13 protein-coding genes and 1 tRNA gene are annotated in these 15,885 nt (G+C 42.1%); 7 read left to right on the forward strand and 7 right to left on the reverse strand.

Going from position 1 to position 15,885, the window contains the following annotated elements:
• Nucleotides 1-281: 281 nt before the first annotated feature.
• Complete coding sequence (locus AC5JPT_RS06035) at nt 282-1,271, reverse strand: LysR family transcriptional regulator (RefSeq protein WP_058025743.1); 990 nt, start codon at nt 1,269-1,271, stop codon at nt 282-284.
• Nucleotides 1,272-1,977: 706 nt separating this feature from the next.
• On the opposite strand from AC5JPT_RS06035, the gene AC5JPT_RS06040 reads away from it, so the two are divergent.
• The gene (locus AC5JPT_RS06040) at nt 1,978-3,564 is read left to right on the forward strand and encodes an isocitrate lyase (protein ID WP_319051255.1); all 1,587 of its coding nucleotides are present in this window, start codon (nt 1,978-1,980) and stop codon (nt 3,562-3,564) included.
• A gap of 148 nt (nt 3,565-3,712) precedes the next feature.
• Complete coding sequence (locus AC5JPT_RS06045) at nt 3,713-5,290, forward strand: CYTH and CHAD domain-containing protein (RefSeq protein ID WP_493857463.1); 1,578 nt, start codon at nt 3,713-3,715, stop codon at nt 5,288-5,290.
• Nucleotides 5,291-5,491: 201 nt separating this feature from the next.
• On the opposite strand, the gene AC5JPT_RS06050 is transcribed toward AC5JPT_RS06045, so the two are convergent.
• On the reverse strand, nt 5,492-6,007 hold the full coding sequence (locus tag AC5JPT_RS06050; protein ID WP_493857464.1) for a L,D-transpeptidase family protein: 516 nt from the start codon (nt 6,005-6,007) through the stop codon (nt 5,492-5,494).
• 140 nt (nt 6,008-6,147) lie between these two features.
• On the opposite strand from AC5JPT_RS06050, the gene AC5JPT_RS06055 reads away from it, so the two are divergent.
• Nucleotides 6,148-7,401 carry a hypothetical protein gene (locus AC5JPT_RS06055; protein WP_493852221.1) on the forward strand — a complete coding sequence of 418 codons (1,254 nt, stop codon included), beginning with the start codon at nt 6,148-6,150 and terminating at the stop codon, nt 7,399-7,401.
• Between the two features lie 154 nt (nt 7,402-7,555).
• Here the strand turns inward: AC5JPT_RS06055 and AC5JPT_RS06060 are convergent, their stop codons facing one another.
• Nucleotides 7,556-8,794, reverse strand: a complete 1,239-nt coding sequence (locus AC5JPT_RS06060; RefSeq protein ID WP_443525990.1) for an argininosuccinate synthase — start codon at nt 8,792-8,794, stop codon at nt 7,556-7,558.
• A 338-nt stretch (nt 8,795-9,132) separates the two neighbouring features.
• On the opposite strand from AC5JPT_RS06060, the gene pyrC reads away from it, so the two are divergent.
• The 4 genes from pyrC (at nt 9,133) to AC5JPT_RS06080 (ending at nt 11,752) form a co-directional block, all read left to right on the forward strand.
• Nucleotides 9,133-10,203, forward strand: coding sequence for a dihydroorotase (pyrC, locus tag AC5JPT_RS06065; RefSeq protein WP_443525989.1), 1,071 nt, complete (start codon nt 9,133-9,135; stop codon nt 10,201-10,203).
• Nucleotides 10,204-10,484: 281 nt separating this feature from the next.
• Nucleotides 10,485-11,144 (forward strand): ribonuclease T, encoded by a 660-nt coding sequence (gene rnt / locus AC5JPT_RS06070; protein WP_493858436.1) that lies wholly within the window; start codon nt 10,485-10,487, stop codon nt 11,142-11,144.
• 282 nt (nt 11,145-11,426) lie between these two features.
• Nucleotides 11,427-11,624 (forward strand): hypothetical protein, encoded by a 198-nt coding sequence (locus tag AC5JPT_RS06075; protein ID WP_319051261.1) that lies wholly within the window; start codon nt 11,427-11,429, stop codon nt 11,622-11,624.
• Nucleotides 11,625-11,676: 52 nt separating this feature from the next.
• A tRNA-Glu gene (locus tag AC5JPT_RS06080) sits at nt 11,677-11,752 on the forward strand.
• A 220-nt stretch (nt 11,753-11,972) separates the two neighbouring features.
• On the opposite strand, the gene AC5JPT_RS06085 is transcribed toward AC5JPT_RS06080, so the two are convergent.
• The 4 genes from AC5JPT_RS06085 to eno form a co-directional block, all read right to left on the reverse strand.
• Entirely contained in the window at nt 11,973-12,581 is a 609-nt protein-coding gene (locus AC5JPT_RS06085) for a BLUF domain-containing protein (protein WP_493842714.1), read from the reverse strand.
• Nucleotides 12,582-13,000: 419 nt separating this feature from the next.
• Nucleotides 13,001-13,732 carry a 2-C-methyl-D-erythritol 4-phosphate cytidylyltransferase gene (ispD, locus tag AC5JPT_RS06090; RefSeq protein ID WP_493857465.1) on the reverse strand — a complete coding sequence of 244 codons (732 nt, stop codon included), beginning with the start codon at nt 13,730-13,732 and terminating at the stop codon, nt 13,001-13,003.
• A gap of 116 nt (nt 13,733-13,848) precedes the next feature.
• The gene (locus AC5JPT_RS06095) at nt 13,849-14,157 is read right to left on the reverse strand and encodes a septum formation initiator family protein (protein WP_319051264.1); all 309 of its coding nucleotides are present in this window, start codon (nt 14,155-14,157) and stop codon (nt 13,849-13,851) included.
• A gap of 161 nt (nt 14,158-14,318) precedes the next feature.
• On the reverse strand, nt 14,319-15,635 hold the full coding sequence (eno, locus tag AC5JPT_RS06100; protein ID WP_493857466.1) for a phosphopyruvate hydratase: 1,317 nt from the start codon (nt 15,633-15,635) through the stop codon (nt 14,319-14,321).
• Nucleotides 15,636-15,885: the final 250 nt, after the last annotated feature.

Here is a 15,885-nt window from a genome sequence, read left to right on the forward strand (position 1 = left end):
TTATGTGCTTGGTTATTCTGTATTTAGTAGCACTGCTACTTTTGATTCTTAATTATTTGTTGTTACATCGATAGCGGCGTTCGTTAATCACTCGTTCTCTATCTGCAGGTATATTACCAAGTGTGGGCGGCGAAAAGTTTTACAATATATTGTAAAGTGTGTTGAAGATGTTAAGAGTGTGACCGTCTTATTAAGAACGGCTAAATATTAGAAAAGACTTTATAGTAGCTCTAAACAAAAAGACCAGCCTAGTGGCTGGTCTATATAGAACAATCGAGTCTTTAAAACAGATGGTTGATAACAGGTATTTCCTGTGGTGGGTTTTCTTCTTCAGCTACCACTTGGCGTGCTACATGCATGATGAGCTGACGTAGCCATCGATGCGCTGGGTGATGCTGCAGCAGTGGTGACCAAGCCATCGTCAGCTCAAATTCAGGAATAAAAAACGGCGGCTCTTCCATCATAATGCTGTCGTTGTTAGCTTGCATTCTCGCCACACGGGTGGGCAATGTTGCTATCAAATCTTTATTTGCTGCAAGCATGGCTGGCATCTGATAATGACGAGTAAATACACTAATTTGGCGTTTTTGACCAAGGCGCTGCAAGGCCTGATCGATTGAGCCAAGTCCACCTGATTTTTCTGGATTAACACCGAAGCCTACACCCATACCTGTCTTAGATACCCAGACATGCTGCGCTTTTAGATAATTTTTTAGATTAAAACGGTTGGCATAAGGACTCTCAGAAGATAATAGACAACTAAACGTATCACGCCATACCAGCACCTGATGGAAGCTTTGCGGTATCTCATTAAAACGGTTGATTGCCAAATCAACACGCCCCTGCTCCATGTCACGATAAGAGACATCTGATGGGGTCAAAAAGTCCAAAATAACATTGGGGGCCTCAGAGCGTAGCGCTTTTACGAGCTTGGGTACCAAGGTCGCTTCGGCATAGTCTGAGGTCATGATACGAAACACACGTGACGTACTATAAGGACGGAACTCAGTACGTGGCTCTAGTACTTGAGTCAGGTCAGCGAGTATCTCCCGAATGCGCGGCTGTAGCTCAAGGGCGCGCTCAGTCGGTGTCATACCTTCAGATGAGCGTACCAGTAGCGGATCATTAAATAACTTGCGCAAACGCCGCAAAATATTACTCATGGCAGGCTGGGTAATACCAAGCTGCTCTGCTGCGCGAGTGACGTTTTTTTCTCGTAGCAACACATCTAAATGGACTAATAAATTTAAATCAACCCGCTGCAAATTCATATCTATTTCTCTTGGCTTTCGAATAAGTACCACTGCAAGTTTGGTATTCTCAATGCTGTAATGGCTAGTACTGTAATAGTTAATGCTGTGATGACAGATTGCAGTTTACAACAGCATCAGTCTTATAATTTTTTATTGATCTTGCTATACCAATCGCTAGTTATAACCCAATTTACCTATCGCAACATACTGTTATACATGCATTATAACCTATAAAAATACTAAAGATAACTATCATAAATTAGATAAATCTTGGTAAGACAGTTATAGTAAGTTCCATAAAGGATTTGCGAAAAAATAATCAAGTTGAGTCTTATGAGCTGATTGCAAACCAAAAAAACTCAATAGCAACTCAATAACTAAGTAGCATATTAATGGTTTTTATTGGCAGTGAAACATTACCAAGCGACTGTATTATTGTAACATCTCTTGTTACCCATTATGACATCGCTGCCCATTAAATACTGATATGCCTTAGCGATAAACGAATTATCATCTATAAGATAGTCATTATTTTCAACTGCTGAGTTTAGCAATTCCCTTGTATTAGTGCATCGGTTTGTTTAGGGTAAATAGAACTTAGACAGATTAGTAATGACCCAAATTCTACATATAGCTTTGTTAGTTTAATAAGAATCTTAGTAATAAACGTTTTTATTACTTTAATAATTAACTTATTTTTTACACCCCACCAAGGAGACTATAGATGTCAACTGCATATAAATCAGCGATCGACTTAGTACGTGAATTGAAGCAAAAGCACGGCAACTGGCAAAACATTAGCGAAGTTGATGCTGCACGTATGATGTCACAAAACCGTTTTAAGACGGGCTTGGATATCGCAAAATATACTGCAAAAATCATGCGTCAAGACATGGAAGATTATGACAATGATACGTCTCAGTACACGCAGTCTTTAGGTGCATGGCATGGTTTTGTAGCACAGCAAACTATGTATGCTAAGAAAAAATATTTCGGTACGACTTCTAAAACTTACATCTACCTTTCAGGTTGGATGGTAGCTGCTCTACGCTCTGAGTTTGGTCCTCTACCTGACCAATCTATGCACGAAAAAACGTCGGTACCTAAGCTAATCGAAGAGATCTACACGTTCTTACGTCAAGCTGATGCTAAAGTACTGAACGACTACTTCCGTGAGCTAAACGCTGCTGAAGAAGCGGGTCAAGATACTTCAGCCATCCTAGAAAAAATCGAAAACTTTGATTCACATGTAGTGCCAATCATTGCTGATATCGATGCAGGTTTCGGTAACGAAGAAGCCACTTACCTATTGACCAAGCAAATGATCGAAGCTGGTGCTTGTGCCATTCAGGTTGAAAACCAAGTATCTGATGCTAAGCAATGTGGTCACCAGGCTGGTAAAGTCACCGTACCACATGAAGACTTTATCTCTAAGCTAAACGCTATTCGTTATGCATTCCTAGAGCTTGGTGTTGAAGATGGTGTTATCGTTGCTCGTACTGACTCCGAAGGTGCATCACTAACGCAAAAAATCCCAGTATCAAATGAGCCAGGTGATCTTGCTTCTAAGTACATCGACTTCATCGAAATGGAAGAAGTATCTCTTGAAGATGCAAAAGAAAACGACAGCTTGCTTAAGCATAACGGTAAACTAGTACGTCCAGTTCGTTTGCCTAACGGTCTATATCAATTCCGTGAAGAAACTAACATCGACCGCGTTGTACTTGACTGTGTAACTGCTCTAGAAAACGGTGCTGATCTACTATGGATCGAAACACCTACGCCAGACGTTGCACATATCAAATCAATGGTTGACCGTATTAAAGAGCAACAGCCTAAAGCGAAGCTTGTATACAACAACAGCCCATCATTCAACTGGACGCTTAACTTCCGTAAGCAAGTTATTGCACAGTGGGAAGAAGAAGGTAAAGACATCTCTAGCTACAACAAAGATGACTTGATGAGTGCTGATTATGATGGTACAGAGCTTGATGCAGCAGCTGATGTTGCCGCTAAGAACTTCCAACGTGATGCATCACGTGAAGCTGGTGTATTCCATCACTTAATCACGCTACCAACTTATCACACGACTGCTCTTAGCGTTCATGAACTTGCTAAAGGTTACTTCGGTGAAGAAGGTATGCTTGCTTATGCAGCTGGCGTACAGCGTAAAGAAATCCGCGAAGGCATCTCTTGTGTTAAACATCAAGCAATGGCTGGTTCTGACCTTGGCGATGATCACAAAGAAATCTTCTCTGGTGACAACGCACTAAAAGCTGGTGGTGGCAAAAACACGATGAACCAGTTCTAATAACTGACAGATTAGCAGTATTTATCAAAAAACCGCCCTACGTCATGTAGGGCGGTTTTTTATTGCGGTTTAAATAATCAGAGAATGGTAGACTAATAGTAATAAAGCTATCAATCAGAGCCGTCAGTCAGAATTATTAGGAGCCAATATGCAAGAGATAGAGCTGAAGTTTTTGGTACCAGAGTCACGCCTAAAAGGTTTAATGCGTCAAGCAAAAGTTAAATCTTCCCAAGTGACGCAACTGGCTGCACATTACTATGATACGCCTGACCAGCAGCTTGCACAGGCAGGCATTGGTTTGCGCATTCGAAAAGAAAACGATACTTGGGTCCAAACCATCAAAGCCGCTGGTGACGGTATTGCTGCTCGCTTAGAGCACAATGCTGTACTCGATAATGAGCAAGTACAAACGATGCTTGACGATAATGAATTAATGCCTGATTTAACGATATATGAAGACACCTCGGTCGCCCCTGCACTGGCGGACTTTAAGCTCAAAAAACTACAAAAAGCACTGACGCGGTTGTATGTTACTGATGTACAGCGCACTACGCGATTACTGACAGAAAATAATGATGACGACATAAATAGCTGTATCGAAGTGGCCTATGATCAGGGAGAGATCATTCATGGCACTGATAAGACTCAGCGAAAAACCATTCAAGAAATAGAGTTCGAATTGGTGTCAGGAGATATAGATTTTTTGTTTATGACAGCAAAAACATGGTGTAAACGCTACAAGCTGTGTTTATCTACCGTAACCAAAGCTGAGAATGGTGGCTTATTGATCAATGAACAAGACCATAGTCCAGCCGTTGATGCCGATCTTAGCCAATTGCAAGTAGATAAAGACAGTAGCGCGCCCGCCTTCATAAGGTCTGTGGTACATAATTGTCTACTACAGATACTGCCCAATAGCAGTGCTATTATCGCTGGAAGCACTGATCACGAGCATATTTTACAGCTAAGAGTTGGAATAGATCGCCTGCATGCTGCCCTAAAAGCATTTGCTGATTTCTCTGATGAGATCAACCCTGAATGGCTGTCGATACTCGAACAGACGGCAAATTTGCTTGGCACTTATTATCAACTTGCTTATATTGGTTCACATATCGAGCCTGAGCTACAGGCACTCGGCGCACCTGCTGTTGACTGGACGACAGATATCGAAGATATAAAAATCACGCCTATCAATACGCTGCAAGCCAATGATTTTCAGATCACTTTGTTAGAGTTGATTGCTTTTACTATGAGTGATCCAAGCATTGAGCCTCACACTGATCAGCTTGCCTGCGATAAGTTGGCAAAGATTCTAACTAAACAGTATAAAAAGTGCATTAAAACCAGTAAAAAAATTGAGGCATTCAGCAGGCTTGATGACAATGACGATATAGATGAAGACGTGATTGATGACAGTCAATCAGAAGACAAGTTGTGCAATCATCTAAAAGAGCTGCGCTACGTTAGTGAATTTTCTATTCCCTTGCTAAGTAAGAAAAAATCTAAGAAAAAAACCAGACGTTGGCTAAAGCGGCTGGCAAAAGCGCAAGCAGCATTAGCACAGCGCAATGATGATAGCAAATATCATGCGTTTTATGCTCTAAAATCAGCCACAGATACAAACGCATTATATGGAGCAGGTTGGTTTGCCGCCATGCTTACTGATGACCCCACTTATATTGAAGCACGTTTGGCTAAATTCAGAGACAGCGCTACGTTTTGGTAAAGTTGTCATCTAGCACTGATGCTAATGACGATACTAACAACGATAAAAAAGACAGCTTACTCAATACGAGCTGTCTTTTTTATCGTCCATTTTTCCTGTTTAGTAGCCTCTCTCATCGTCGAATGCTCAGTATTAGTGGTTATAACTAGAATCATATGACTATAAGACTCTCTTATCTAAAGATAAGTTATCCACTGACAGTCAATTGGGCACGATGGTTACCGGCATGCCCTCTTCGACTTGTTCAAACAATTCAACAATATCTTCATTGCGCATACGCACACAACCATGTGACAACGGTATGCCCATCGGCTCGGTATCAGGTGTACCATGAATGTAGATGTACCGATCATAAGTATCACAGCCGCCTTGGCTGTTGCTGCCTTTGTTTGATCCTTCTTCCAATCCGCTTAACCATAGGATACGGCTCAGTATCCAATCGCGGTTGGGGTGACGCGTACCCAGCTCATCATCATATATTTCACCAGTTGGTACACGTCCTACAAACACGGCACTCATGGGCTCACTACCCCCTATTTTCATCTCGATAATATGCTTACCCAGTGGCGTACATCCACTATCTTGCTGACTTCCGATACCGTTTCTTGCAGTCGATATCGTGTATCGTGCAGTCTCAGCGTGCTGCTGATAAACCGTTAACGTTTGCTCAGCAATATTGATCACCAACTGCTGATCAGGTGTTTTGTTATGAGTCATAAATGTATCCAACGATCGGTCATTCATAAGATTACCATTAGCATAATCCGTAAAATGATTAAAAATTTCTATTATTAAGGGATTGTATCAAGGCATTGGGCACCGTAAGATAGGGGCACACTTTTTGATGCTAGCAGATTATGACGACTATTTCACCGACACGTGTGTCGATGTATGATTTTTTATATCATGATACCAAGCCAATGCTGTCGCTATTGGCTGATGCCTCACAGCTCTCGTTGCCACAAGCGCGCTTGGCAATGGATGCCAGCCTACAAGCAATTCTAAGTGCGCTACTTGCCTATCAGCAGCAGCATCAAGGACAGGTACTTAGCAAAAGGCTCTTCGGACGTGCTGCTGTCAAAGAATTGCGACAGTATAACTCTATGAATTTTGCAACCATGAAGGCAACACTATATCACCGTCACGATGCTGCAGATGCTGTATTTAGTGACAATGCACGTGTCATAAAAGCGAGCGATCATATTGCTGAAAAAATTGGTGCTACGACGCAACAAGTTCAGATTTTACTTACTTCTTTGTGCGTGATTGTGCTGCGCGAATTGGCGATTCTGGCAGAATATAGCCAACTTGATAATGACGAGCGAAATAAATGGTTTGCTATGCAGCCACAGTTTTTGTCAGCAGCAAGATTTAGTACAGATGAGGTGCAAGCAGTACCCGCTGAGACAGAAAATATCGATAATGAGCCTGATACGCTGACAGAGCGCTCAGATAATAGTGTAGATAGCGCCGCAGAGCTCACACTATTAAACACTGAACAGCTATCAGGTACGCCGCCGCCATTTGATACTTACTGGTACGAGTTGACTGGATTTAAGCCTGAAAACTATGAGCCTGTACAGGACATGCAGTTAGCGACTGGCAATTACTTAAAAGCCATTGGTCGCTCACCTGATAATTTACAGCAAGGTCGCCATAACGACATGCTGGTATTTACAGAGATGCATGCAGTTGTATTACCGCATCAACGCTGGCTATTACAATTGGCGAAGATCTCTGACATCTATCTTAGTCGGAATCGACTGCGTGTTAACTCTGAACCTGCCAACCCGCCCAAGCCGCCTTTGGTAAGTTTAGGTTTGATCGGTGGTAATCAAGATAACACTCCGACGACGACAAGTGAGAAGCCCATAGAGTATGAGAAATCTACACCGCTTTGGAAAAACCCTGTCATTCTCATCATCATACTGGTCATCGGTGTGCTTGGTGCGCTCGCTGCTCTCAAATATCAATCGCAAAAATCTGATGGACTCATATTGGCTACCGAAGAAGTACTAGAGCAAGATGCCATTGAAGAGCGTCAGCAGCAGGATGTCGCTATTGTCATGGTAGATGATGAAGATTCTGACACTGCAGTAGTGGCTGAGTAGGTATTTACTCTCGACAAATTTGTGTTCGAAAAACTCAAGGCAGAATCATGAGTAATATAATAAAAAGTGACTGTCAATAAAAAAGAGGCTCTATATTAATAGAGCCTCTTTTTTGTATGTCATTCAAATTAACCAATAGATATAACAGGCAAATCTATTTTGATAAATCGCGACCACGGCTGGCTTCGATAGCTAAGCGTAAACCATTTAGACGGATAAAGCCTTCTGCATCTTTTTGATCATAAGCGCCAGCATCATCTTCGAAAGTAGCGATTTTTTCGTCAAATAATGAATCGTTTGACTTACGGCCAACGACACTCACGCTACCTTTGTATAGTTTTACACGTACAGTACCGTTGACGTATTCTTGTGATTTGTCAATCAATGCCTGTAGCATCATACGCTCAGGGCTAAACCAGTAGCCATTATAGATAATTTTTGCATAGCGTGGCATGAGCTCATCTTTTAGATGTGCCGCCTCACGGTCAAGCGTTAACGACTCAATGCCGCGATGCGCTTTTAGCATAATTGTACCTGCTGGCGTCTCATAACAGCCACGTGATTTCATACCGACATAACGGTTTTCAACGATATCTAAACGACCGATACCATGTTTTCCGCCCAGTTCATTCAGCTTGATCATTACTTCATACGGCTTGAGCGTCTCACCATCGATAGCAACGATATCACCTTTTTCGTATTCTATTTCTAAATATTGTGCTTCATCAGGTGCTGCTTCTGGGCTAACAGACCAGCGCCACATGTCTTCTTCTGCTTCGGTATATGGCTCTTCTAAAATACCACCTTCAAAAGAGATGTGAAGTAGGTTGGCATCCATTGAATAAGGAGATTTTTTCTTGTTGCCAGCGTAATCAATAGCAATATTATGCTCTTCAGCATATTTCATTAAGCTTTCACGGCTTGACAAGTCCCACTCACGCCAAGGGGCAATGGTGACCACGTCTGGAGACAGAGCAACTGCCCCTAGCTCAAAACGAACCTGGTCATTACCTTTACCAGTTGCACCATGGCTGATAGCGTCGGCGTTGTGTTCTTTGGCAATCTCAACCAAACGCTTAGCAATCAATGGACGGGCGATAGACGTACCGAGTAAGTATTCACCTTCATAGATGGCATTGGCACGGAACATAGGGAATACATAGTCACGAGCGAACTCTTCGCGCAAGTCTTCAATATGAATATGCTTGATACCCATCGCTTGAGCTTTGGCTCGTGCTGGCTCAACTTCTTCGCCTTGTCCGATATCAGCGGTAAAAGTGATCACTTCCGCATCATAGGTTTCTTGCAGCCATTTAGCGATGATTGAGGTATCAAGACCACCTGAATATGCCAATACGATTTTATTAATATTTTTTGGATCAAGTTGAGCCATGAAAAACTCCTGTTATGAGAATGTAGTTTTGGAAAACGCGCTAAGATCAAATCGAAAGCAAATTGAAATACAATTACCCGCTCAGTGTACATCATATTTACTATAGGCAAAAGTCTAACTGCCACACAGCGTACGGTTTTAGCTCAATTTTCAAACCATACTATTTCCTAATCTCAGCACTTATATTTTATGTGATGAAAAAAACCAAATAACGTTCCCTAAATTATGTACAGATATTTAGCCTTATATTTAGTCAAGTGAGCAAATCTGTTATGATAGGCACACAGCATCACTCCCTTTTGTTTCCTTTATTTGACGATATAGAGCGCTTTGACACTATGACTGATTCGATTAGAGAATTGACCATCCTTCAACCAGATGACTGGCATATTCACTTGCGCGACGATCTAGCATTGAGCACGACCGTACCTCATGCAGCAAGTAGTTTCAACCGCGTGATCTGTATGCCAAATTTGGTACCACCTGTCAAAAATGCTCATGATGCGCGAGCCTACCGTGCGCGTATTATGGATCAGTTAGACGCCAGTGACTTGAGTCTGGAGCGAAAATCGGCTTTTGATCCACGTATGACTTTATATTTGACTGATAATACCACTGCTCAAGATATTGAGTTGGCAGCACAGTCAGGCATCGTACAAGCTGTCAAACTGTATCCAGCTGGGGCGACTACCAACTCTGCCGATGGCGTCACTAATATTAACGCTTGTGTCGATATATTTGAAGCATTAGAAAAGCACAACTTACCACTGTTGATACATGGCGAAGTCACCCAAGACCACGTAGATATCTTTGATCGCGAAAAACGTTTCTTAGATGAAGTGTTGGCTCAGATCATCGTCAAATTCCCCACACTAAAAATCGTGGTAGAGCATATCACCACCAGCGATGCTGCGGATTTTGTATTGTCTCAAGGCAACCATGTTGCAGCGACTATCACGCCGCAACATTTGATGTTCAATCGCAATCATCTGTTGGTTGGCGGTATCAAGCCACATTTTTATTGCTTGCCTATTTTGAAACGTGAAAGCCATCAAAAGGTGCTGCTGGATGTTGCAACCAGTGGTAATCCTAAATTCTTCCTAGGCACCGACTCTGCACCACATGCAACGGATAAAAAAGAAGCCGCTTGTGGCTGTGCTGGCTGCTATAGTGCAGCGACTGCCCTACCGTTATACGCCACTGCTTTTGATAGTGTGGGAAAAATAGACAAGCTAGAGGGGTTCGCCAGTCGTTTTGGTCCGCAATTCTATGGTCTACCTCTAAACGAGAGTACCATTACACTCGTTAACACCCCTATGCAAGTGCCAACTGACTATCCTTATTTTGATGGTGCTTCTCTGACGCCGCTTATGGCAGGTGAAACATTGCCTTGGTCTCTAAAGGCATAGTGCTCGCAGATTTTAGCACTTATAAAGAGATCTATTAACATCATGATATTAACGATGCCTTTGTACTATATTATTTAGTATTAAAGGCATTATTAATATCATAGGATGCTTATTTCTTATTCAATATACCAGTACGACTGATAAAAGTGATTTAACTTGATATGACCAACCAAAATACAGTAACTTTGCCAAGCGAAGAGTTATCAAACCCTACTGACACAAGCCTCAATGTGACTGCAAATACTGCGGCGGATGACAAGGTAGATGACGAACACGCACCTATGCGTTTAAAAGATCGTTTTCGCAAATTTTTACCTGTTGTCGTCGATGTTGAAACAGCGGGTTTTAATGCCCAGACTGATGCGCTACTAGAAATCGCCTGTATTCCTGTGCTACTTGATGAGCAAGGTGTATTTTATCCGAGCGAGGCATTTAATGCTCACGTTGAGCCGTTTGAAGGAGCAAATTTAGAACCAAGCGCTCTTGCCTTTACTGGTATTGATCCTAATAATCCCATGCGTAAAGCCATTGCTGAAGACGAAAAGTCTGCCTTGCGCCGTATTTTCAAGGGATTAAAAGATGTGCGGCGTGAGGAAGACTGTCGTCAGTGTGTCTTAATTGGTCACAATGCGCATTTTGACTTGGCATTTTTGAACGCTGCCGTATTACGTACCAATAGTAAGAACCACAATCCTTTTCACAACTTTTCGGTATTTGATACCGTGACCTTATCCGCACTGGCATTTGGTCAAACTGTGCTAGCACGTGCTTGCAAAGCAGCAGGGCTTGAATTCGATGGTAAAAATGCACACTCAGCACTATATGATACTCAAAAAACTGCTGAGCTGTTCTGCCACATACTCAACCATTACCCTATGTTGGCCAATGCCATGCATAATGAAGACGCCAAAGAAGAATCAGTCGACAATGATAGTGAATAAGTCACATATCATGTATTGCCAACCACACGTAATAGTGCTATTTGTAATACTTGATGACTTTGACATCTTGATTTGATAATCAATAGGGATATGATTGATATCACGATAAGCAGGCGGGATTACTTTTATGACAGTAAGTATCATATTCTAGGATGAACAATATGATTAACTTATAGTGAAACGTCGCTTTTGAGCGATGCAGTTATATCCTATAGATGCTTTGAGTTGCTCACACTGTCTTGGTAGCCAATACTACTAAGACCTAATTGGAGGGACTTCATTATGGATCCACAACTGAAACTATGGGGGACTATCATTGGTTATATGCTACTTGCTTTGACCATCAGCGCTTGTACTTCTTTATGGATTCGACATCATTTAAAGCGTAAAGACCTACATCCTCGCCGTGCAATTAAAAAAAGATATTTAATTTTAAAAAGACGTAGAAAAAGGCTTGACAGAAAGCGCCGACGCTATTAAAATACGCACCACTTCAGCATAAATGGTGAAAGCAGTTGAAGTGTTGTTACTAGTCCCCATCGTCTAGAGGCCTAGGACACCGCCCTTTCACGGCGGTAACGGGGGTTCGAATCCCCCTGGGGACGCCACTATTCGGCGTCATTTATTAGCACAAATACTTAGTATTCGATTAGACTAATAAGCGTACCACTAAAAGCCCTCTTCATAATCTATTATGGAGGGGGCTTTTTTTATGTTGATTTTTAGCGCTCAAACGATTCATTCAAACAAGAAAGCCAGCATCTAGTGCTGGCTTTCTTCGATTACATTCTAAGTTAAATATTACCTACTACAATATAGGTCTATCGATTACAGCATTAGCCACAACAATGTGGCAGCTATCATCAAACCCAGTACCGTCTGAATCAAAAAGAACGCCTGATGCTGACCAACAACTTTGCTCAAAGTTACCCCCAGAGTACTATACTTAACAGGTGGCGTATCGATTTCACCTGTTTTACTTCGTTCTTCGTAATAGCCCTGCAAAACATCTAAGAACCTCTCCCATTCACTAGTGTTCCAAGTCTGGGGCTTAAATGGCATGAGCTTTTTGAGTTCAGGGTCTTTGGTCATCCAACGCTCAAGTGTGATAGAGCGTAATGACCAGCTACCAAATCGGCGCTCAGTAATTTCCGAAAAATCTAAAATCTCTAAATCCTTGTGTCGATCATCTACTAACAAGCGATTTTTTAAGTTTGTTAGCGCCTGTTCTGAACCTTCTACGCATTGGAAAAAGTAACCGTTGCCGTAGCAAAGGATACCCGTAATATTATTGGTATGGTTACTATCAACTGCGGTCTCTGAAATGTCATTAAGCGTGCTAGGACTTGAAAGACCAGTAGAGGTAATCCGGCTTATATATACAAGACGGCAGAGATCTGTCGTTACTGGATTTGTCGAATCGTTGATTGTTGACAATCAGCTTCTCCCTATTATTAGGTAAATGTCGCTAAAACAATCATACTAACTTCAGAAAAATATAGAGACAACGCTTCTATGCGTGATGAATGAGTCTTATATATTATTGATTTTATAAGTTTTTATATTAATTGTATTAAGTTAGTTACATCATAGGTTAGTTTAGTCATCAAAGCAACCTCTTTCGATTGATAGTCTTATTTCTGTACAAAAAACATGTAACAACAATATATTATATTTCAAGTTAATATATGCGAGCTGATATATACCGTGATATAGGCTTTTTACTACTTACTATGATTTGATATTTGAGAAGGCATTAAGACACCAACTAATGATTGATGTTTATAGAATATGTGAATCGAGAATGGTAGCTGCCTTATATAAAAAGCAACTTGATCGTGTTGAGGGGAATGGAGTTAGGATTGAATAGTCAGAATTGCTGAGAGCAACACCGCATCATCGGGATACGTAAGCTTTATGTTTTGTCGACTACCAGACACTAGACGTATCGGTAACTCTAAATATTCAAAAGCACTGGCTTCGTCAGTAATACTGAGCTGGTGTTCCGATACATAATTTAGGACCCGTCTGAGCTGCCCTAAACGAAATACTTGCGGCGTTTGTGCTTGCCATATATTGCTACGGTCAATAGTACGCTTGGCATAAGGGCTTTTACTGCTGCCCTCTTCTATCGATACCGGCTTTGTATGAGAGGTTTTTAACGTATCTGCTACTGGTGTTGCCAAGATAGCGCCATAAGGCTCCCTCATCGCCGCTTCAATAACTTGATCTATATCAGCAACAGGCACTGCAGGACGAGCCGCGTCATGAATTAGTACCAGATCTGAATCATTCGCGCCTGTCTGACTGATTGACTCAACCCCTGCTTTTACCGACTGCCAGCGCTCTTCTCCGCCGACTGCGTAGTATGTAGGGATAGCAAACTCTAGCTGCTGCGCTGTATTATCATCTGCCGCTATAACCAACAGACACTTATCGATATAGGTACTACGACCGAGCCGTGCCACACTATGCTGCAATAATGTCTGATCTTGCAGTGTCGTATACTGTTTGGCGATAGACGCACCAAAGCGGCTGCCGCGACCAGCTGCGACAATCATAGCGTGAATGCTTGGGGGTTTATTCATAGTGGTGTACTCATGGTTGGGGCCATGACAGTATATTTAAAGGGGAACGCTGAAGAGGTGAAAGGTAATTACTGATTTTGTGATAGGTCATAACGTCCGGTAGTACTTCATACAAACTAGTAAGCGCTATGGGTCGTAGGTGCAGTAGACACTTGAACGAAGGTCTCATTGGGCTTAATCAGTCCCAGGTCTAGACGCGCATGTTCCTCTACCGCTTCAAGTCCGGTTTTTAAGTCTTGAACATCGGTACGTAATAGGTTGTTTGCTGCCACTTGATTGTCATTCATGCGCTGTTGATCTTCAATTTGAGTGGTCAACTTATTATGTTCAAACCGACCATTTTCACCCAGCCAATACTGATATTGCAATCCCAAAAGCACTGCAACAGCTAAAGCAAGTAGTATAAATTGGCTAAAGTATTTCATAAGATGATAACGCCAAACGACATAGAAAGAATGATAGTAGGGTTTTGAGCTGATCAGGCGATACATAAGTGATTATATACCGCCTGATTTTGACTGTCATCTCAGTTTACGATATCGGGATCTTTGACGCACAATACACATCAAAAATCCCAGTCAATCTCTTAACCACGTAAACCGATAAACTCTTCACGGCCACGATAGCTTGCACGTACTTGCTGCTCGATACGTAGCAACTGGTTGTACTTTGCAACGCGGTCTGAGCGGCATAGCGAGCCTGTTTTGATCTGACCTGCTGCCGTACCAACTGCTAAATCTGCGATAGTGCTATCTTCAGTCTCACCTGAACGATGCGAGATAATAGTAGCGTAGCCGTTTTTCTTCGCCATATAGATCGCATCTAGCGTCTCTGACAAGGTACCAATTTGATTAAACTTAATCAAAATAGCATTGGCAATATGCTTATCAATACCTTCTTGCAAGATCGCAGGATTGGTCACAAACAGATCATCACCAACCAACTGGACTTTATCACCGATCTGCTCGGTCAAATACTTCCAGCCATCCCAATCCGACTCATCAAGACCATCTTCGATAGAGATAATAGGATACTGGCGTGCCAGCCCAACTAGGTAGTCTGAAAATCCTTGGCTATCAAACGCTTTGTTGCCTTCGCCTGCCAAAACGTATTGACCTTCTTTATAAAACTCACTGGCTGCACAATCTAGCGCCAAATGGATATCTTCACCGGCTTTGTAACCGACTTGCTCGATCGCCTGCATAATGACGGTAATGGCTTCTTCGTTACTACGTAAGTTTGGTGCAAACCCACCTTCATCACCGACTGCTGTGTTTAGACCTTGTGATTTCAACACAGATTTTAAGCTGTGGAAAATCTCTGTACCAGCACGCAGCGCTTCTGAAAAGCTAGTAAAGCCTACAGGCTCAATCATAAATTCTTGGATATCAACCGTATTGTCTGCGTGCTCACCACCGTTCAAGATGTTCATCATCGGTACAGGCATAGTCAATGACGTCTGATTGCGCAGGTTGGCAATGTACTGATGTAATGGTAGATTTTGTGACTTAGCTGCCGCTTTGGCAGTAGCAAGTGACACCGCTAGCATGGCATTGGCGCCTAGGCTTTCTTTGTTTTCTGTGCCATCTAATGCAATCATGGCATCATCGATACCTTGCTGCTCAGTCACGTCTTTGTCCATCAAAGCACTACGAATTTGACTATTGACATTAGAGACGGCTTTTTTGACCCCTTTACCCATATAGCGAGCATTATCACCATCACGTAGCTCAAGCGCTTCACGTGAGCCTGTTGATGCGCCACTCGGAGCAGCAGCACGTCCGACAGTGCCATCAGCTAAGATCACATCAGCTTCGATAGTTGGGTTACCGCGTGAATCTAAAATTTCACGAGCGCGGATGTCTTTAATTGCGGTGACGTTGTTGGTTTCTTCAGCGTACATAATGTCTGTTAATTCCTTTGGTCATGCCAAGTTTGTGAGATAAATAACGGCAACTAGAATACAAAAAAGATAAAGCAAAATATCATATAGCACATACATCAAGAACACTCTAACCCTATATGTCATATAACTATACTGACATAGTAATGACAGGTTTTTTGAGCGCGTTAATGGTTGGCTATAGTGCTTGGCATCATAGCATATATTTTACCAAACTTCCCTTATCTTACACTGACTTGCGGTCATAAAT

The sequence above is a fragment of the Psychrobacter sp. H26 genome (genome assembly GCF_059073035.1).

Coding starts and splice junctions, on each gene's coding strand:
- AC5JPT_RS06035 (WP_058025743.1), bottom strand. CDS start 1,271: ATGAATTTGCAGCGGGTTGATTTAAATTTATTAGTCCATTTAGATGTG.
- AC5JPT_RS06040 (WP_319051255.1), top strand. CDS start 1,978: ATGTCAACTGCATATAAATCAGCGATCGACTTAGTACGTGAATTGAAG.
- AC5JPT_RS06045 (WP_493857463.1), top strand. CDS start 3,713: ATGCAAGAGATAGAGCTGAAGTTTTTGGTACCAGAGTCACGCCTAAAA.
- AC5JPT_RS06050 (WP_493857464.1), bottom strand. CDS start 6,007: ATGACTCATAACAAAACACCTGATCAGCAGTTGGTGATCAATATTGCT.
- AC5JPT_RS06055 (WP_493852221.1), top strand. CDS start 6,148: ATGACGACTATTTCACCGACACGTGTGTCGATGTATGATTTTTTATAT.
- AC5JPT_RS06060 (WP_443525990.1), bottom strand. CDS start 8,794: ATGGCTCAACTTGATCCAAAAAATATTAATAAAATCGTATTGGCATAT.
- pyrC (WP_443525989.1), top strand. CDS start 9,133: ATGACTGATTCGATTAGAGAATTGACCATCCTTCAACCAGATGACTGG.
- rnt (WP_493858436.1), top strand. CDS start 10,485: ATGCGTTTAAAAGATCGTTTTCGCAAATTTTTACCTGTTGTCGTCGAT.
- AC5JPT_RS06075 (WP_319051261.1), top strand. CDS start 11,427: ATGGATCCACAACTGAAACTATGGGGGACTATCATTGGTTATATGCTA.
- ispD (WP_493857465.1), bottom strand. CDS start 13,732: ATGAATAAACCCCCAAGCATTCACGCTATGATTGTCGCAGCTGGTCGC.
- AC5JPT_RS06095 (WP_319051264.1), bottom strand. CDS start 14,157: ATGAAATACTTTAGCCAATTTATACTACTTGCTTTAGCTGTTGCAGTG.
- eno (WP_493857466.1), bottom strand. CDS start 15,635: ATGTACGCTGAAGAAACCAACAACGTCACCGCAATTAAAGACATCCGC.